This is a genomic window from Pedomonas sp. (assembly GCF_036515995.1).
Taxonomy (GTDB): Bacteria; Pseudomonadota; Alphaproteobacteria; order Sphingomonadales; family Sphingomonadaceae; genus Pedomonas.
Map to the genome: position 1 here is coordinate 13,006 of NZ_DATBUP010000189.1, position 17,849 is coordinate 30,854.

The window sequence follows — 17,849 nt, forward strand, 5'->3', positions numbered from 1 at the left end:
GTTTACGCTGGCGGGCGGCCGCGGCGCAGGCGCTTCGCCCCCTGTTCGAGCACGAGGCGTTCCAGCCCGTCCGGCCGGCCGGAGATCCACCAGAGCAGCAGGGCCGCCACGGTATAGCTGACCGCGCCGGTGATCATCTTGACCAGCAGCAGCCCGACCGGGCCGGACAGCGCCGGGCTGCCGGAGCCCGCCGCAAGACCCGCCACGGCGGTGACGGCGGCGATCATCAGCCCGCTGGCCCCCAGCGGCCGCCAGATCGCACCGATGAGCGGCAGCAGGCGCACCGAGCTGAGCCGCACCAGCCAGAACATGCAGGTGAGCGCGGCGATGATGCCGACCACCGCCTGCACCCACGCAACGCCCGCCGTGCCTGCCTGCTGCACCGCCCAGACCGCCCCGCCGACGAAGAGAACGGCCTGCATCCAGCCGGTAATGGCGTTGAAGCGGTAGAAGCCGAGCACGGTCAGCATGCTGCCCGAGACGGCGCTGATGGCGCGAGTGGTGGCGAAGATGGCAAGGATCTGCACCAGGGGCACCACCCCGCCCCACTGCGTGCCGAGCCACAGCCGCACCACTTCCGGCGCGACGAGGGCAAGGCCGACGCTGACCGGCGTTGCCACCATCAGCGTGCCCGCGAGCGCCTTGAGGAAGGCGCTGGCGGCGCGCTCGGGATTATCGGCCAGCTGAGCAAAGCCGGGCACCAGCACGCGGTTCAGCGGCATGACCAGATCGGTGGTTGCCAGATCCGCGATCTCGGACGCCTGCGCGTAGAAGCCGATGTCCGACGGCGGCACGTAGCGCCCGAGGATGAACGTGCCGGAGCGATTCTGGAGAAAATGGGCGATGCCGTTGATGAGATTCCACTGGGAGAAGCCCCAGATGCTGCGCGCCCGCGCCAGCGACAGCCTGGGCCGGTAATCGCTCACCACATAGCTGAGGCCGACGGTGAAGGCGGAGCGGAACAGCTGCGCCAGCACCAGCGAGTAGTAGTTGCGGAAGATGAACGCCAGCGTGATCGAGACCACGACCGCCGCCACCTGCGTGGTGAGATTGTAGCGGAAGTCCTTGTCGAACTGGAGCTTCTTGCGGAAGTCTATGGTGCCGATGTTCTCGAGGCCCTGCACGAAGACAGCGGCCGCGGTGAAATACACCAGCGTGCCGATGCGGGCGTCATTGTAGTAGTCCGCAGCGAGCGGCCCGCAGGCGGCAACGAGGATGGCGATGGCCGCCCCCTGCATCAGCCGGATGGTCCAGCTGGTGTCATAGTCCGCCCGGTCCGCGTGCTTGTTGCGCAGGAGCGCCCATTCCACCCCGAAGTCCAGCAGAACGCCGGTCAGCGCCACCACGGCCATGGCCATGGCGACAAGGCCGAAGTCGGCGGGTGTCAGGATGCGGGCAATGACGGCGATGTTGATGAGACCAAGCAGGCGCACGCCCCAGCGCATGCCCACCGTCCAGAGGGTGCCGCGCAGAACCGAACCGGCGAGCGGCCTGGCAGATTCCGCCGAGCCGGGTTGCTGCGCGCCTTGACTGTCCGTCATTCCGTTAATCCACTACCGCCCCGCTGGAACCGCGCAGGCGTAGAACACCTTGGCACTCCATGCAATGAGGCGTGCGCAGGCTCAAAGATCCGGGCCGCGCGAGGCTGGACCTGCCGTTGCGACCGGCACGGCCGCAGGGCGCAGGCCGCGCAGCCACATGGACACGGTTTCACGGACCAGGTGGCGGGTGTAGGACAGATAGCGATGACCGCCGCCGCCGATCATGGAGGCGACGTGATCGCGCCATGCCCGCCCGATGTTCTGCCGCCCCAGTTCAAGCTCGGCGCAGTCATGCAGGGCAGCGGAGCGCTTGCGGCGCAGCTTGGCGCGAATGTCCCGGCGCGTGACTTCGCTGGCGATTTGCGCCATCACCACGGGCTCGGCCCGCACGAACGCGGGGCTGGCCGTTGCCTGCTCCGCCGCGCCGATGTGGTAGATGAAGGTCTTGCAATCAATGCGGCTGACGCGGCAGTGCATGGTCATGCGCATGCCGAGCTGGGTCAGCTCCATGTAGTTGGGCAACCCCTCGAACAGGGCAACCGGGACCCCTGCCGTGCGGCAGTAGAGGCCGCCGGACGCCGCCCAGTTCTCATACAGCAATGCCAGCGCGTGATCCTCGCCGTAGCCCATGAGATTATCGTGCTTGACGCTGAGGTTGCCGCCGATTTCGATCAGGCCGTTGGTGGCGACCACGTCAGCACCGGCCTCCAGCACCTCCATGACCGGGGCGAGGCAATCCGGCAGCAGTTCGTCATCATCATCCAGCAGGCTGAAGTACGGCGTCTCCACATGGCTCACGCCCAGCAACCTGGCGTGGGCAACACCGGGAACGGGCGTGCGGATCAGCCTTACCGAGGGGTCAGCCTCCAGCCGGGCGATGAGGCGCGGATCGAAACGGTTGCCGTTCACGACCACCAGCGCAACGCAGGGCACTGCAACCTGCGCCTGTGTGCTGGCAATGGCGCGCAGCAACTCTGGGCGCACGCCCAGCGTGGGAATGATGACTGAAAGCACGGGAGCGCTCACGACAACCATGCTCCCACGCGCTTACAAGACCCGATCAGGGCACGACCCGCCCGGAAACCCACCATAGCCTCTCAATCACAGACCCGTTTTCGCAGGTGGGCGGCCCGCCTTGCCGCTCTTCCCGCGATATTAGAAAATTTTCGTTATCGTAACAGAATAGCTCGTTACGGTCCAAGTATGTTGCATAAATTGTATTAGCAATGGATGAACCCAAGGGCCGCTCCGGTTTGCCCTTGCAAACCGCGCGGTAATGCCGCAAAGGCTCTGCCTTCGTCGGACCCGGCACTGCCGGGTGGCTCGGCCGGGCGCCTATCCCTCGGACAACCGCATTTCGCGTCTGATTGAAATTCCGCCGCATGTTTTGCGAGGCGGGCTGACGCGAATATCGACTTCAGGTTCTAAACAAACCATGACCTACTTGTCTTCGCTTCGCCGCGAATGGCTTTCCAATCCGCGTGCTGACATTCTGGCCGGACTCGTGGTGGCTCTGGCCCTCATTCCGGAAGCCATCGGCTTTTCCATCATCGCGGGGGTCGACCCCAAGGTCGGGCTCTATGCCTCCTTCTCCATCGCGGTCATCACCGCGCTGGTGGGTGGGCGGCCCGGCATGATCTCGGCCGCCACCGCCGCCGTTGCCGTGCTGGTGACGCCGCTGGTGCGGGATCACGGCATTCAGTACCTGTTCGCCGCCACCATCCTGATGGGCATCATTCAGATCATGGCCGGTTTTCTGCGGCTGGACCTCCTGATGCAGTACGTCTCCCGCTCGGTGATGACCGGGTTCGTCAACGCGCTGGCCATCCTCATCTTCATGGCCCAGCTGCCCCAGCTGATCGGCGTCACGTGGGTGACCTACGTGATGGTGGCCGCGGCGCTTGCCATCATCTACCTGTTCCCGCGCGTAACCCGCGCCGTGCCGTCCCCGCTGGTGGCAATCGTGCTGCTGACCGCCATTTCCATCTACTGGGGGCTGAACGTGAACACGGTGGGCGACATGGGCCAGCTGCCCTCCGCCCTGCCCACGTTCCTCATCCCCGATGTGCCGCTGACGCTGGAGACGCTGCAGATCATCCTGCCCTATTCGCTGACCATGGCGGCGGTAGGCCTGCTCGAATCCCTGCTGACGGCCCAGATCGTCAACGACCTGACCGACACCTCCTGCAACAAGCGGCAGGAGTGCAAGGGCCAGGGCATCGCCAACTTCTTCACCGGCTTTCTCGGCGGCATGGGCGGCTGCGCCATGATCGGCCAGTCCGTCATCAACGTGAAGTCGGGCGGGCGCACCCGCCTCTCCACTCTGACGGCGGGCGTCGTGCTGCTCATTCTCATCGTGGCGCTGGGGCCGCTGGTCAGCCAGATCCCCATGCCCGCGCTGGTGGCAGTGATGATCATGGTCTCCATCGGCACGTTCAGCTGGCGCTCGATCACCGACCTGAAGCGCCTGCCGTGGCAATCTTCGGCCGTGATGATCGTGACGGTCGTCACGGTAGTGTGGACGCATGACCTTGCGCGCGGCGTTCTGGCGGGCGTGGTGCTGAGCGGCCTGTTCTTCGCCGCCAAGGTGCGCCGTCTGGTGCGCGTTGACAGCAGCCTGTCCGCCGATGGCCGCACCCGCACCTACCGGGTTTCCGGACAGGTGTTCTTCGCCTCCAGCGAGCGCTTCCTCGAGGCGTTCGATGTGCGCGAGGGGCTTGAGCAGGTGGTGATCGACGTGTCCCACGCCCACTTCTGGGACATCACCGCCATCGGCAGCCTTGACCACGCTATCCTGCGCTTCCGCCGGGAAGGCACGGCCGTTGACGTCGTGGGGCTGAACGAAGCCAGCGCCACCATGGTTCAGCGCTTCGGCACTCACGACAAGCCGGGCGCAGCCGCCGAGGCCGGAGCCCACTAGGCGGCCTTCAGCCCATGCACGGATCCCGCCAGCGCCCACCGGGGCGCGGCGGGACCTGCATCGACCATCCGCACCAGAAAGGCGCAAAATCAGGAACCTGCCCGGATCGAGCCCGTACTAACAGGCATGAGACCGCTCAAGCTGAGCAGCGAAGGCTGCGCTGAGCGGGGCCAGCGTGAGGGCAGCGTTCCTGATGAAGAGCTTTCCCATTATCCGGGATCTGGAAACCGTTATGGATGCCATACCGGTTCCGATCTTTGTGAAGGATCTGAGCCAGCGGCTTATCCTGCTCAACGACGCTGCGTGCAGCTACTTCAACCTCGATCGCGAGCAGGCGACCGGGCGCAGTGAAACCGAGCTGTGGCCCGAGTTCGCCCAGTCTTTCAAGGAAAGTGACGACCGCGCCCTTGCCAGCGGCGAGGATGAGTGCGAGCAGCAGTTCACGGACAACACCGGGCTCAACCATACCGTCGTTACCCGCAAGCGCGTCATTCAGCTTACGAACGGCGACAAGCTGATCGTCGCGGTGGTCTCCGACGTGACCGCGTACCGGGAAGCCGAAGCCCACAGCCGCTACCTCGCCTTTCACGACTCCCTGACCGGCCTGCCCAACCGCGCCCTGTTCAACGAGCGTCTGGAGCAGCTGATCCTGCGCCCGGTGCGCGAAGCGGGGCACAGCGCCCTGCTCTACATCGATCTGGACCGCTTCAAGGAAGTGAACGACACCCATGGGCATCTGGCGGGAGACGCGCTGGTGCGCGACTTCGCCGGGCGGCTCACCACCCTTGTGCGCAGCACGGACACGGTTGCACGGCTGGGCGGCGATGAATTCGCCATTCTGCTGGCGGACATTGCGGACCCGCGACAGGTGGAGGAAGTCTGCCGCCGCATCCTCAACGCCGCGAGCCAGCCGTTCGATGTGATCGGCGCACAGGCCTTCGTCAGCGCCTCCATCGGCGTCGTGATGATGCCGCCAGGCGACCTGAGCCGGGTGGAGCTGCAACGGCAGGCGGATCTGGCCCTCTACCGGGCGAAGAATGCGGGACGCGCGCGCTTTCGCATCTTCAACGAGGCGATGGATGAAAACATTCGCGAACGCCGCAAGATCGAGGCCGACCTGCGCAATGCCCTGCAACGCGGCGAAGGGCTGGGGGTGGTGTACCAGCCGATCGTTGCGCTCGACAGCGACCGGGTCGTGTCCTTCGAGGCGCTCGTGCGGTGGCAACATCCCCAGCTCGGCCCGCTGCTGCCGGCCCAGTTTATCCCGGTGGCGGAAGACACGGGCCTCATCGACATGCTGGGCGACTGGGTTCTGACGCAGGCCTGCCAGACCATTGCGCCGTATCCGGAGCTGAGCGTTGCGGTCAACCTGTCCGCCATCCAGCTGCGGGACCCAGGCCTGACCGACAGGGTCATCGCCATTGCCGCAAAGGCGGGCCTCGCCACCAGCCGGCTTCAGCTGGAAATCACGGAAAGCGCGGTGCTGAACACCGAAACCGACGTGACCGAGACCCTGCAAAGCCTGCGCGATGCGGGCGTGAGCATTGCGCTCGATGACTTCGGCACCGGCTATTCCAGCCTGAGCCACCTGCGGGAATTCAAGGTGGACAAGGTGAAGATCGACCGGTCCTTCATCCAGCACCTTGGCCAGATGGCGGATTCCGAGGCGATCGTGCAGGCCGTCACCACCATTGGCCGGGCGCTGGGCATTCAGGTGACGGCCGAGGGCGTGGAGACGACCGAACAGCGGGATTTCCTGCAAAGCAGCGGCTGCGACGAGCTGCAGGGCTACTGGGTCGCCCGCCCCCTGCCCGCAGACGAAATCTGCACGTTCATGGAGGAATTCGCCGAGGAGGCCGGCAGTGCCTAGGCTGGCAGCGCCTAGACTGGCCGCACGGGCGGCATGGTGCCCATGATGGCAAGCTCCTCGAACTCCACCGCATCATGGGCGCAGAAGATGCGCACCTCCGGGGCGGCATCGACCGAGAGCTTGCGCAGCCGCTCCTGATTGGCGAGGCGCTGCTGGCGGTCGACTTCCATCATGGTCTGGTAGGCGCGCAGGCCCGGCGTGCACTCACGCTCGGCCCGGCGCATTTCACCATGATAGAAATAGGCGTCTCCCGCATGGAGCAGCCAGCCGCTGCCGGTGTCGATGGCGATGCCCGCGTGGCCCCAGGTGTGGCCGGGCAGCGGCACCATGAGGATTTCAGGCGGAAGCCCCTCCAGCGCGCGCACCGCGCCGAAGCCGTACCACGGCTCGCCCGCCGGGCCGGAGTAGCGCCGCCAGTCCCGCACCTCATCGAACTGGCGGGGGCGGTACCGGTTGCGGGCAACGAAGCCGCGCCGCGGGCCGGTGGCGGCGGAGAATTCCGCATCCATGACATGCACCCGGGCATTGGGGAAGTCCTCCAGGCCGCCCGCGTGGTCAAAGTCGAGGTGGGTGAGGAGGATGTGGCGCACGTCCCGGGCGTCGAAGCCGAGCTCCTTCAGCTGCCAGACGGCGGTTTCCTCTTCCCGCAGCTGGATGTTCAGGAGGTTGCGCATGGTGCGGGTGATGCGCGGGCTGGGTTCCTCGTGCGGGTGGCGCACGTCCTTCAGGCCGTACCCGGTATCCACCAGCACCAGCCCCTCGTTGGTCTCGATGGCAAGGCAGTGGCACACCAGATGACCGCGCAGGCCCTTGCTGCGCCCGTCGAACAGCGCACCGCCCAGCGGACAGTCCGTGCCGCAGTTGATGTGATGAATACGCATGATGCCTCCGTTCGCCGACATGCCAGGGCAAAGGTCCAAGGGCCGTTTCTAGAAATCGGCATCCAGCACGATGCGGTAGTGGGCCTTGCCTTCCCGCATGTGGCTGATCGCGTCATTCACGCGGGACATGGGGAAATGCTCCACCTGCGGGCTGACGCCGTGGCGCGCGGCGAAGTCCAGCATGGCGTCGATGGCGGCGCGCGAGCCGGTGGGCGATGCCGAGACGCTGGTTTGCGCCGAGATCAGGGTCATGACCTGCACCGGGACGGGCTCGAGTACGGCCCCGACGAAGTGCAGCCGCCCCTTGGGGGCGAGCAGGCCGAGGATGGCGTTCCAGTCGAGCGGGGCGTTGGCGGTGACCAGGACCATGTCGAAACTGGCGGCATGCTGCGCCATCTCGTCCGCATCCCGGCTGGAGAGAACCCGGTGCGCTCCCAGCCGCCGCGCTTCCTCCGCCTTGCCGGGGCTGGACGTGAAGGCGACGACCTCGCAGCCCCACGCCCGCAGGAACATGAGCGCCATGTGCCCGAGGCCGCCGATGCCGATGACGCCGACCCTGTCCGTCGGGCGGATGCCGAGATTGAGCAGCGGCGCGAACACGGTGATGCCGCCGCACAGCAGCGGCCCGGCGGCGCTGGCGTCCACCGCCTCTGGAATGGGCACGGCCCAGAGCCAGTGCGCCCGCACCCGCTCCGCAAACGCACCGTGGCGGCCGATGATGGTGGCCTCGACGCGGGTGCAGAGATGATGCTCGCCCTTCAGGCAATAGGCGCAATGCAGGCAGCTGCGCACGTTCCAGCCGACACCGACGCGCTGGCCGACTTGCAGCCCCTTCTCGCGCGCGGCCTCGCCCAGCGCCACCACCCGGCCGATGGCCTCATGCCCCGGCACGAAGGGATAGGCGGTGATGCCCCATTCATTGTCGAGCATGGAGAGATCGGAATGGCAGATGCCGCAGGTCTCGACGGCGATCTCCACATCATCGGGCCGCATCTCCTCGGCCGCAAAGCTGAACGGCTTGAGCGGACCGCCAGCAGAGTCCGCCGCCCACGCCCGCACCGATTCCGTCGCCATTGCCCGTCCTCCCATGACTCTCCCCGGCCTTGAGGGGGGAACCGGCAAAGCTGGCCGCCGTTCCGGCGCGCCGGCAACAAAGGGGAAATGGGGTGGAGAAAATAGGGCGATCAAAAGAAAAGGGCGACCCCTGGGGCCGCCCCTTCCTCTTCTGCTGAGTAAGATCGAGCTTCGTTATGCAGCCTTCTTGCGGCGGCGCGCAGCGGCAATGCCCAGGGCTCCCAGACCGAGGAGGCCGATGGCTGCCGGTTCCGACACCGGCGTTTCAGGCACCTGGTACGTGCCCGAGCCGAAGATGAACAGCTGCTCGTAACCGTTGTTCATGTCGGCAAGGCGCAGCTCGACGCGCATGATGTCGTAGCCCGAGCTCTGAACCAGGCTGTTCAGGTCAGCATTGGTCAGGGCAAAGGCGGTGCGGTCAGCGCCCAGGTTTTGGTTGATGGTCACGCCGCCCACATCGGCGGACGTGCAGGCGTCAAGGTGCAGCAGCTCCGGCGTGGAGGTGGTCGAGGTGCTCTTGACGCAGATCCGGCCATGGATGTGGCCCCAGGCGACGCTGTCGGCCGGGTTGTCGAACAGCGTCTGGCTCTGAACGACCGGGTTGGCGTTGGTGCCATCAAAGATGAAGGTCATGTCGCCAAGGCCGGTGTCGAGATCGACCAGCGTTACCTTGCCCCATGCCAGCGCATCCTGCGCCGTGCCGGTGAGGGACTGGCCACCGTTGGACTCGTTGAGGTTGAAGCCGAAGTGCAGGTTCTGGCCGTTCAGATAGTTGCGCAGGGTGTCGATGGAGACATCCCAGGTGCCGCTCTGGTCGCCCGTGAAGGTCGGGCTGGGCTCGGCCGCGGAGCCGGTCCAGAACGAGCTCTGGTTGCCCTGGAGCGAGGTGTTGAACGGATTGTCCGTGTTAGCGAACTCGGAATTGCTGATGTTCGCACCGGTTGCAATCACCATGTAGTCGCTGATGCGGCCCGGGCCCGACGGCAAGTAGAACTGATCGTCACCCGACGGCGCGCTCGTCTTATTGTGCGCATAGTAGTTGAGCATCGCCAGAGAGTAGACCGTGAAGTCACCATACTGGAGCGAGACGACACCGTTGTTCGGCTCCGGAAAGGTGAGCGGTGCGGCCTGTGCAGCGCCTGCGAAGGCGGTCATGGCAAGGATGCTGGCGGTTGCAGTTTTAACGATCGACTTCATGGCAGGCCCCTGAGACTTTATCGCCATGAACCAAGCAACGTTTGTGCCAAGAAACGATTTCCGCCGAAATCAGCCGTTTTTATAGTTAACAGTCAAGTTTAGAATTAGAAAATGTAAAAGTTCCCGACGGACTGAAAATTATTAAGAAATATTTGTCCGGACTGTATTGGTCACTGGTCCAAGTGACGATGCACCGATAGCAAAATGTACCGACAACCAAGGGAAGGTGCGCGACAAAGAAAGGGGGCGACCTCTAAGGCCGCCCCCTTTTCTCTTTTTATCGGGTAAAGCCGAGGCTCGTCATGCCGCCTGCTTGCGGCGACGCGCGGCGGCAATGCCCAGTATGCCCAGCCCCAGAAGGCCGATGGCGGCCGGTTCCGGCACCGGCGTGCCTGAGCCCGGCCCCGCGCCGAAGATGAACAGCTGCTCGTAACCGTTGTTGAGATCGGACAGGCGGAAATCGAAGCGCAGGATGTCATAGCCCGAGCTCTGAACAAGGCTGTTCAGCTCTTCGTTGGTCAGAGCAAAGGCGGCGCTGTCAGTGCCCAGATTTTGCCGGATGGTTCTGCCGCCCACGTCCGCCGGGGTGCAGGCCCCCACGTGCAGGAACTGCGGTGCACCCGCGGTGATGTCCCGCACGCAGATCTGGCCGTGAATGTGCCCCCACGCAACGCCGTCACCGGCATCAAACAGGGTCTGCTGCTCGATGAACGGGACGGGATTGGTGCCGTCAAACACGAAGGAGACGGGATCAAGGCCAGAGTCGAGATCCACCAGAGTGACCTGTCCCCAGGCGAGCGCATCCTGCGGGTCGCCGCTCAGGGAGGAGCCTTCGTCGGCCTCGTTCAGGTTGAAGCCGAAGAACAGGCTCTGACCCCTCAGGTACCCGCGCAGGGCATCGACCGAAACATCCCACGTGCCGTTGTTGTCGCCCGTGAAGGTGGGGGTCGGCTCGGGTGCCGAGCCGGTCCAGAAGCTGGACGGGCTGCCCGGCTGGGCGGTGTTGAACGGATTGTCCGTGTTGGCATGGGCAACATTGGATGCACCGGGAGCGCCCGTGGCAACGACGATGTAATCCCCCAACCGGGACGGACCGGTGGGCAGGTGATACGGATCATTGCCGGACGGAACGCCGGGATTGCCCGTGCTGTAGTAATTCAGCAGGCCCAGCGAATAGACGGAGAAGTCACCATATTGCAGCGTGACCAGGCCGTTCGCCGGAGGCGGAAAGGCAATGGGCGCGGCCATGGCGACACCGGAAACAGCCGACACGGCAAGGGTGCTGACGGCAGCAAGACGAGAAAAGGTTTTCATGGCGACTCCCCTGAAAGATCTCGTCTTTTTATGAAGCAACAGCCATGCCAGCCTTTAATTCCCAAATAAAATCCAATGTATTACGTATTTTACGACAACGCATCAAATAGTTCGAATGTAAAATCCTCCGACATTAAAAAAATACCGCCTTCGATATTTGCGAAGGCGGGGACGTTAATCTTAAATTTTATAGTAATTACCTTCTAGTCCAGCATGGACTGGGGCACCCTGCCGCCATTGGCCGCCAACTCACGCATCACGCGCTTGTGCAGCCAGGTGTTCATCTCCGCGCTGCCGTCAAGCGCGCCGGTGTAACCCAACTCCTGCGCCAGTTCCTTGCGTTCCGACAGGCTGGATTCCATGCCGAGCAGCTTCATCAGGTCAACGATGGACGTGCGCCAGTTCAGCTTCTGACCCGACTTGGCGGACAGATCTTCAAGGATCGCCTCCACATCCACCTCGGCGGCGGGCTGCGCCTGAGCAGTGGCGGGCTGGGCCTGAGCAGTGGCGGGCTGGGCCTGAGCAGCGGTGGGAGCGCCAGCCGGGGCGGGAGCGGGTTTAGGCTGAGGGCGAGGCTGGGGCTGGGCAGCAGGGGCCGCTGCCGGAGCAGGCGCAGTTGCGGGCTTCGCGGATGCGGGGCTGGCTGCCGGCTTGGCTGCCGCCTTCTTGCCGAAGATCGCGTCCTTGATCTTGCCGAAAATGCTCATGGTGCAACTCCTGCTCCGTGACCCCGTTAAACCGACGTGCCGATGAGGCGTTCCAGCTTCATCGCCATGCTTCATGGTTCTGAAGCGTGGCCTGATCTGGCCAGTTGGTAACTACGCTGCGCCAGCGTGTTTGATCCCGCAGACCAGTTGGGGAAGCCGAGATGAACGTGACAGACATGTTGAGACAAACGGGTGCGCTGGATTCGATTTCGCGTGAGCTCGGCATCAATCAGCAGCAGGCGCAGACGGGCGCATCCGCACTCCTGCCCGCCCTGCTTGGCGGCTTCAGGAAACAGGCGCAGATGGAATCGAGCGGCGGCCCGGGCGCTGGCGGAAGCGGCGGCCTGCTTGGCCTGCTCGGCAGCCTTGGCGGCGGCAACCTGCTGAACACGGTGACGTCACAGCAGCCCACCCCGCGCGAGCCGGGCAATGAGATTCTCGGTCAGCTCTTCGGCTCGAAGGACGTGAGCCGCACGGTGGCCGGACAGGCCGCGCAGCAGACCGGCATGGACCCGTCCCTCCTGAAGAAGATGCTTCCGCTGCTGGCCATGGCCGTTTCCGGCTACCTTGCCAGCCGTGGCGGGGCGGCGCAGCAGAGCGCCGCGCCCGGTGCCGGCGGCGCGCTCGGCCAGATGCTGGGCGGAGCGACCGGGCAGCGTAGCGGCCCAAGCGGCGGCCAAAGCAGCGGCGGGCTGGGCAGCGGCGGTTTGGGCAGCCTGCTCTCCGGCCTCGACACGGATCGCGACGGCAACCCGCTTGACGATATCATGCGCATGGTGGGCCAGTTCCGGCGCTGATGGTTACACCCTCGTCAGGCGTTATCCCGCCATGTAGGTTGCGGTTTTTCAGGATGTTGGACGGGGTATCGTCATGAGTGGATTGCTGGCCCTGCTGGATGACGTGGCGGCCATCGCGAAGATCGCCGCCGCCTCGGTGGATGACATTGCCGCCGGTGCGGGCAAGGCGAGCACGAAGGCGCTTGGCGTCGTCATCGATGACGCGGCGGTGACACCCAAATACGTCTCCGGCCTCAAGGCGGCGCGCGAGCTGCCGATGATCGGCCGCATCGCCTGGGGCAGCCTGAAGAACAAGGCGATCCTGCTGCCGCTGCTGATCGGCCTCGACCTGTTCCTGCCGCAGGCCATCACCGTGCTGCTGATGCTGGGCGGCGCCTACCTCGCCTTCGAGGGCGCGGAGAAGGTGTGGCATGTGCTGAACCCGCACGATGAGCATGCTGCCGAAGCGCACGACGCCAGGGACCCGACCGAGCTGGAAGAGGAGCGCGTGCTCGGCGCGATCAAGACCGACTTCATCCTCTCGGCGGAGATCATGACGCTTTCGCTTTCGGTCATCGAGAGCCCGTCCATCTGGATGCAGCTCCTCACCCTGGCGGTGGTGGGCATTCTGATCACCGTCGGCGTTTACGGCGCGGTCGCGCTCATCGTGAAGCTGGATGACATGGGCGTGCTGATGGCACGCAAGGGCCGGTTCATGCCGACGCGCCGCATCGGCCGCCTCATGGTCAAGGGCGTGCCCAAGCTGCTGTGGCTGCTCTCTGTCGTCGGCACCGCCGCCATGCTGTGGGTGGGCGGCAGCATCTTCATCCACGCCCTGCACGGCCTTGGCCTGCACGAGCCCTACGGCACCATTCACCATCTGGCCGAACAGGCCGCGGCCGCCGTCCCCCCTGCCCTGACCGGCTTCACCAACTGGACCGTCACCGCCCTGTGCGACGGCCTGTTCGGGCTGGCGCTGGGCCTTCTGCTGATTCCGGTCACGACGAAGCTCATCACGCCGCTTCTGGAGAAGCTGTGGGCGAAGGTCCGCCCGGCAGGCTGAGCGGCGGTACGCAAAAGGGCCGCGCCCGTCATGCGGAACGCGGCCCCTTTCATGCGAAACACATCACGCGCAGCGAACACTGCTGCCGCAGGCCAGGCTACTCGCAGCGAACGTCGCTCCGATCGATGGCACGGCCGGCGAGTGCGCCCGCGCCTGCGCCCAGAATGGTGCCGAGGGTCTTGGAGCCGCCCGGCGCGATGACGTTGCCGAGCACGCCGCCGCCCAGAGCGCCCACGATGGTGCCGGTGGTGCCGTCGTCGCGCTTGCAGTAATAGCGGCCGTCCCGATCGCGGTAGATCACGTCATTGTCGCCCAGATGGCGACGCTCGGCCCGCTCACGGCGCTCGCGGCGGTCACGGTCGCGCCCGCGATCGTTCTCGTACCGGTTGCCGTATCCGGGCCGGTCATCCCGGTAGCCGTAATCGTTGCTCGCACAGGCCGACAGGCTCATGGAGCCGATCATCGCCGCGATCAGAAAGGTCATTCGCTTCATATCAGTTCTCCACTTCCAGCTAAGCTCTTGGACTTGAACGCACCAGAGCTGTGCAGGACACCGCTGCATGGAGAAAATTTTAGAGCCGTTCTAATGTCTGGGAGATGAACTGCGACGGGTGAAGGCCGCCTGCGTTTAGCAAACGCAAAAACGCTACCTGAGGGTAACCCTTAAAACGGCCAGATCGCGAAGTAGCGATGCAACCAGCGTCAAGGCTTTAACCCGTAGAACTTTAGAGCCGCTTCCGTAAGTAAATTTGTAAGAGCCGATGATGTGATATTCCATACTCCACCTGCGGCCTTAGAGATCTGTTTAGATATCCATGCCAAAGCCTTGCTGCCTAATTGTTCGTTATTTTGCGGTTTTTCAGATGCAACAATTTCTGCAAACTCCTTCGCTGCCTCATGTGGCATCCCCGCTTTGACGAGCCCACCAATCATTGCATCAATATCCCCCTTAATCACTGTAAAATTTACAGTAGAATTATCCGAGGCTGTTACATTGTTAACAGTTCCATATACTGTTTGGTTAAAAATTTGGGTTACCATTTCTTTTCTTTCCGAAGAATTCACAAGGGATCTATGCAACGTAATATCCACCGCTTCAGGAAATTTTTTCTCCAATTGAAGAGTGAATTCTAAAATTCGGCTTCGGACAGAGTGCTTAATTTCACGCATAGCAGCCATGGATATTTTTCCCATAACCGAATTACATGCCAATCCTTCGTAAACCTTATCTTGCAAAATCAGTATGAGATTGGAGGCGTCAATCGCAAGTTCACCGCTTGTATCTTCTGTGAGAGCCTCAACACCAGCAATGCTCTCTCGCACCTTATGGTTTACCCATTCAGGTCCGGCGTATTTCTCAATCAGATGTATCGGAATAGGTGCGTTTTGAATTCCTCCACCCCACGGACCTGACCATGTACCCTTGTAGCTAACACCAAGAATTCTGTAATCGGGCACCTCGACATTTCTAGGATACCCTTCGCACTCGTTTCTAATCCAATCTTCAAGCAATTCGCTATCGAGTCTCGACGCGAGGAATCTCATCTTTAACAGTATAGTACTGAGGAGGACTTCATTCGCCAGTACTTCACTCTGAATCTCTTGAAGTATGCTCATATAGGCTAAACCATTTTTCAGTAAGCACTCAAACCGAGCGCCCCACAGCACGCAATTTGGGGCCGAAACTATAGCAGACCAAACATATCTATTAGTCTAAAAAAATCAGCGTCGCTAAGAAAAACGCGACAGAACCCAAACGCAAAAAGGCTGCCCGAGGGCAGCCTTTTGATGCAGTTTGGTAGCGGAGGAGGGACTTGAACCCCCGACACGCGGATTATGATTCCGCTGCTCTAACCAGCTGAGCTACTCCGCCACTCACCGGTGAGGCCGGGTCTATAAGGCTATCATTGGAAGCCGTCAAGCGCTTCATTCAGCCTTTGTGCAGACTTTTTTCGACCCACCCTGAAACTGCCCGTTACGCCTGTGCCGAAGCCTGTGGGGCTTGCGGGGCCGCCCCGCTCTTCAACGCCGCCATCAGAGGATGGGCGGGCGTGGTGCCGCTGATCCAGCCGCCGCCGAGCACGCGGCCGCTGCTGTCGCCGACCCCGTAGAACACGCAGGCCTGCCCCGGAGAGACGCCGGCCTCGGGCTCGTCGAACACCACATGGGGCTGCGGGCCCGGCACATAGCGCGCCGCAACCGGACGGCTGGTGGAGCGCACGCGCACCATGAGCGGCACGCCGTCTTCCGGAATGTCTTCGCCCAGCCAGTTCACGTGGCGCAGGGCGAGCGAGGCCGTCAGCAGCGCCTCGCGCGGGCCGACGATGACGCGCTTACGGGCGGGGTCGAGCTTCACCACATAGACCGGCTCGGCCAGACCGCCGATCTCAAGGCCTTTGCGCTGGCCGACGGTGTAATGGATGATGCCCTTGTGCGTGCCGAGCACACGCCCATCAAGGTGGACGATCTCGCCGGGCTCGATCGCGCCGGGGCGCAGCTTCTCGACCACATCCACATACTTGCCGGAGGGGACGAAGCAGATGTCCTGACTGTCCGGCTTGGCGGCAACGGCAAGGCCGTACTTCTCCGCAAGCGCGCGCACGTCAGGCTTGTGCATGCCTCCCAGGGGAAAGCGCAGGTAGGCGAGCGCTTCCCGGGGCGTCGAGAACAGGAAATAGCTCTGGCAGCGGGCGGGATCGGCCGCGATGTGCAGCTCGGGTGCGTCCAGCGTGCCGAGGCGGCGCACGTAATGGCCGGTGGCGAGGCAATCCGCGCCCAGGTCCCGCGCGGTCTCCAGCAGGTCCTTGAACTTCACTTCCTGATTGCACTGCACGCAGGGGATCGGCGTCTCGCCGCGCAGGTAGCTGTCGGCAAAGTCATCCATCACCGACTGGCGAAAGCGGCTTTCGTAATCCAGCACGTAATGGGGAATGCCGATGCTGTCCGCCACGCGGCGAGCGTCATGGATGTCCGTGCCCGCGCAGCACGCGCCGGTGCGGCCGACGGCCTTGCCGTGATCGTACAGCTGGAGGGTGATGCCGACCACGTCATAGCCCTGCTCTTTCAGGAGGGCCGCGACGACCGATGAATCCACCCCGCCCGACATCGCAACGACGACGCGGGTTTCAGCTTCCGGCTTATCAAATCCGAGCGAATTGGTCATGGGCGTGAGGTAACGCCGTTGCCCACGGACCACAAGGCCAGCCCCGGCAATTTTCGCCCAGCCGTGCCAAGCTTGCCGGGCGCGGCAGTCCCTTCCCGCCGCAGGGGCGCGCTGGGAACCCGCGCAATCCCTTGGAATCCCTCGACTCCAGAAGTTGGCCCGGCTTTTGCTTAGCTGTTTGGCGAACGCACGAAACGGAGCGAGCATGGCCGGGTTTTTACCCATATCGATTGCCAGCAATGGCACAGCGCCCAAGGCGGCCCCTGAGGCTGTCCCGTCCCCAACCGGGGCGGAGGGGGCGTTTGGCGCCGTGCTGGCCGGACTGATGGGCAACGCCGGCCTTGAGAGCGCACCGGCTGCGGACCTTGTTTCCACGGACGCGGCTCCCGCCTTTCCGCAGGCCGCCAGCGTCGAAGGCGCGGGCTCGGCACTGACGCGGCTGAAGCTGGCATTTGCGGACTCGGGCACGCTGCCGGGCCGCTCTTCCCTCAACGCGGGCCTCACCGCGGGCCTCAACGCGGGCATGGCCAGCAGCATGGCGCTGCTTGCCGCCGTGCCCGCAAACACCGAAGCGCAGGCCGCAACCGTCGCGGCAACCGACGAGACCGGCAAGGCCGCTGCCGAGGCTCCGCGCCCTGCCCGCAAGACGCAGGCGGATCTGACCAACGCCGACACGCCGGAAGCGGAAACGGCTGAAGCGCCGATGACAGACGCGCCGATGGCTGACCCGGCCGCCGTGCTGACAGCGGCGGCCCCTGCCCAGCCCCAGCAGACGCGCGAACCGGCTGCCCAGCCGGCAGCCGAGTTCGGCATTGATGCGGCGGCTAATGCAGCAGCAATCGAGCCCGCTGCGGGCGATACGGAGACCGCACCGCGCGCCGAGCCTGCAAAGCCCGGGGTTGAGCCCGGCTTCGAGCAGCGCGATCTGCCCACCGCCCGGCATGACCTGAGCGCCGTGGCGCAGACCCGCCCGCTGACCGCGACGGTGACAAGCCTTCCCACCCAGCCTGCGCAGAGCTGGACCAATCTGTCCGCCGCCCCGGTTGAGACGCCTGATGCAGCAAGCGCCGCCGCACTGGCCGCCATCGCGCCTGCCAGCGGCCAGACCGCCAGCACCGTGCGTGAGGCCGGTAGCGGACAGCGCCGCGGCGCTGAGGCCGCCAAGGCCGAGACGGTTGCCGACGTGATGGCCCTGATGACCGGAACGGCATTGATGGCCGACGCCGCGCCGACGGCTGAAATGGTACTGGCGGAAATGCGCGCTCCTGCCGCTCAGGCTGCAGGCAACGTTCCCAGCAACGCATCGGTTGACCAGCCCGAACTGGTGGTGATGGCGGCAGCGG

At 64.2% G+C, this 17,849-nt stretch carries 14 protein-coding genes, 1 tRNA gene, 1 pseudogene and 1 other annotated feature; of the genes and pseudogenes, 5 read left to right on the plus strand and 11 right to left on the minus strand.

Annotation, left to right across the window (positions count from 1 at the left end; genetic code table 11):
• Window positions 1–2: 2 nt before the first annotated feature.
• Entirely contained in the window at window positions 3–1,541 is a 1,539-nt protein-coding gene (locus tag VIG90_RS14100) for a lipopolysaccharide biosynthesis protein (RefSeq protein ID WP_331594158.1), read from the minus strand.
• An 81-nt stretch (window positions 1,542–1,622) separates the two neighbouring features.
• Window positions 1,623–2,567 (minus strand): glycosyltransferase, encoded by a 945-nt coding sequence (locus VIG90_RS14105; RefSeq protein ID WP_331594159.1) that lies wholly within the window; start codon window positions 2,565–2,567, stop codon window positions 1,623–1,625.
• 272 nt (window positions 2,568–2,839) lie between these two features.
• Window positions 2,840–2,893: a sequence feature (sul1 is cis-regulatory element that is thought to sense ions involved in sulfur or methionine metabolism; They are found in Alphaproteobacteria), on the plus strand.
• An 83-nt stretch (window positions 2,894–2,976) separates the two neighbouring features.
• Here VIG90_RS14105 and VIG90_RS14110 point away from each other — a divergent pair.
• Window positions 2,977–4,461 carry a SulP family inorganic anion transporter gene (locus VIG90_RS14110; RefSeq protein WP_331594160.1) on the plus strand — a complete coding sequence of 495 codons (1,485 nt, stop codon included), beginning with the start codon at window positions 2,977–2,979 and terminating at the stop codon, window positions 4,459–4,461.
• Between the two features lie 193 nt (window positions 4,462–4,654).
• Window positions 4,655–6,331 (plus strand): sensor domain-containing protein, encoded by a 1,677-nt coding sequence (locus VIG90_RS14115; RefSeq protein WP_331594161.1) that lies wholly within the window; start codon window positions 4,655–4,657, stop codon window positions 6,329–6,331.
• 11 nt (window positions 6,332–6,342) lie between these two features.
• On the opposite strand, the gene VIG90_RS14120 is transcribed toward VIG90_RS14115, so the two are convergent.
• From VIG90_RS14120 to VIG90_RS14140, 5 genes are all read right to left on the minus strand, one after another.
• Window positions 6,343–7,212: an MBL fold metallo-hydrolase gene (locus VIG90_RS14120; RefSeq protein ID WP_331594162.1), complete on the minus strand. Its 870-nt coding sequence runs from the start codon at window positions 7,210–7,212 to the stop codon at window positions 6,343–6,345.
• A gap of 48 nt (window positions 7,213–7,260) precedes the next feature.
• Entirely contained in the window at window positions 7,261–8,286 is a 1,026-nt protein-coding gene (gene ahr, locus VIG90_RS14125) for an NADPH-dependent aldehyde reductase Ahr (RefSeq protein WP_331594163.1), read from the minus strand.
• A 174-nt stretch (window positions 8,287–8,460) separates the two neighbouring features.
• Window positions 8,461–9,483 (minus strand): PEP-CTERM sorting domain-containing protein, encoded by a 1,023-nt coding sequence (locus tag VIG90_RS14130; protein WP_331594164.1) that lies wholly within the window; start codon window positions 9,481–9,483, stop codon window positions 8,461–8,463.
• 300 nt (window positions 9,484–9,783) lie between these two features.
• The gene (locus VIG90_RS14135) at window positions 9,784–10,797 is read right to left on the minus strand and encodes a PEP-CTERM sorting domain-containing protein (RefSeq protein ID WP_331594165.1); all 1,014 of its coding nucleotides are present in this window, start codon (window positions 10,795–10,797) and stop codon (window positions 9,784–9,786) included.
• 203 nt (window positions 10,798–11,000) lie between these two features.
• On the minus strand, window positions 11,001–11,504 hold the full coding sequence (locus VIG90_RS14140; RefSeq protein ID WP_331594166.1) for a DUF3597 domain-containing protein: 504 nt from the start codon (window positions 11,502–11,504) through the stop codon (window positions 11,001–11,003).
• A gap of 161 nt (window positions 11,505–11,665) precedes the next feature.
• On the opposite strand from VIG90_RS14140, the gene VIG90_RS14145 reads away from it, so the two are divergent.
• Both VIG90_RS14145 and VIG90_RS14150 read left to right on the plus strand, forming a co-directional pair.
• Window positions 11,666–12,301, plus strand: a complete 636-nt coding sequence (locus VIG90_RS14145; protein WP_331594167.1) for a DUF937 domain-containing protein — start codon at window positions 11,666–11,668, stop codon at window positions 12,299–12,301.
• A gap of 73 nt (window positions 12,302–12,374) precedes the next feature.
• Window positions 12,375–13,343 (plus strand): DUF808 domain-containing protein, encoded by a 969-nt coding sequence (locus VIG90_RS14150; protein ID WP_331594168.1) that lies wholly within the window; start codon window positions 12,375–12,377, stop codon window positions 13,341–13,343.
• Window positions 13,344–13,440: 97 nt separating this feature from the next.
• Here the strand turns inward: VIG90_RS14150 and VIG90_RS14155 are convergent, their stop codons facing one another.
• The 4 genes from VIG90_RS14155 to mnmA form a co-directional block, all read right to left on the minus strand.
• On the minus strand, window positions 13,441–13,836 hold the full coding sequence (locus VIG90_RS14155) for a glycine zipper 2TM domain-containing protein (RefSeq protein WP_331594169.1): 396 nt from the start codon (window positions 13,834–13,836) through the stop codon (window positions 13,441–13,443).
• Between the two features lie 209 nt (window positions 13,837–14,045).
• Window positions 14,046–14,960 (minus strand): hypothetical protein, encoded by a 915-nt coding sequence (locus VIG90_RS14160; protein WP_331594170.1) that lies wholly within the window; start codon window positions 14,958–14,960, stop codon window positions 14,046–14,048.
• A gap of 179 nt (window positions 14,961–15,139) precedes the next feature.
• A tRNA-Met gene (locus VIG90_RS14165) sits at window positions 15,140–15,216 on the minus strand.
• Window positions 15,217–15,318: 102 nt separating this feature from the next.
• Window positions 15,319–16,506: a tRNA 2-thiouridine(34) synthase MnmA gene (gene mnmA / locus VIG90_RS14170; protein ID WP_331594171.1), complete on the minus strand. Its 1,188-nt coding sequence runs from the start codon at window positions 16,504–16,506 to the stop codon at window positions 15,319–15,321.
• A 205-nt stretch (window positions 16,507–16,711) separates the two neighbouring features.
• Here mnmA and VIG90_RS14175 point away from each other — a divergent pair.
• Window positions 16,712–17,849 (plus strand): annotated as a pseudogene (locus VIG90_RS14175) (hypothetical protein); the annotation flags it as partial.

Excerpts from the sequence above, each read along its gene's own strand:
- VIG90_RS14120 (WP_331594162.1), bottom strand. The coding sequence starts at position 7,212 with ATGCGTATTCATCACATCAACTGCGGCACGGACTGTCCGCTGGGCGGT.
- mnmA (WP_331594171.1), bottom strand. The coding sequence starts at position 16,506 with ATGACCAATTCGCTCGGATTTGATAAGCCGGAAGCTGAAACCCGCGTC.
- VIG90_RS14150 (WP_331594168.1), top strand. The coding sequence starts at position 12,375 with ATGAGTGGATTGCTGGCCCTGCTGGATGACGTGGCGGCCATCGCGAAG.
- ahr (WP_331594163.1), bottom strand. The coding sequence starts at position 8,286 with ATGGCGACGGAATCGGTGCGGGCGTGGGCGGCGGACTCTGCTGGCGGT.
- VIG90_RS14115 (WP_331594161.1), top strand. The coding sequence starts at position 4,655 with ATGAAGAGCTTTCCCATTATCCGGGATCTGGAAACCGTTATGGATGCC.
- VIG90_RS14100 (WP_331594158.1), bottom strand. The coding sequence starts at position 1,541 with ATGACGGACAGTCAAGGCGCGCAGCAACCCGGCTCGGCGGAATCTGCC.
- VIG90_RS14145 (WP_331594167.1), top strand. The coding sequence starts at position 11,666 with ATGAACGTGACAGACATGTTGAGACAAACGGGTGCGCTGGATTCGATT.
- VIG90_RS14155 (WP_331594169.1), bottom strand. The coding sequence starts at position 13,836 with ATGAAGCGAATGACCTTTCTGATCGCGGCGATGATCGGCTCCATGAGC.
- VIG90_RS14110 (WP_331594160.1), top strand. The coding sequence starts at position 2,977 with ATGACCTACTTGTCTTCGCTTCGCCGCGAATGGCTTTCCAATCCGCGT.
- VIG90_RS14130 (WP_331594164.1), bottom strand. The coding sequence starts at position 9,483 with ATGAAGTCGATCGTTAAAACTGCAACCGCCAGCATCCTTGCCATGACC.
- VIG90_RS14135 (WP_331594165.1), bottom strand. The coding sequence starts at position 10,797 with ATGAAAACCTTTTCTCGTCTTGCTGCCGTCAGCACCCTTGCCGTGTCG.
- VIG90_RS14140 (WP_331594166.1), bottom strand. The coding sequence starts at position 11,504 with ATGAGCATTTTCGGCAAGATCAAGGACGCGATCTTCGGCAAGAAGGCG.
- VIG90_RS14160 (WP_331594170.1), bottom strand. The coding sequence starts at position 14,960 with ATGAGCATACTTCAAGAGATTCAGAGTGAAGTACTGGCGAATGAAGTC.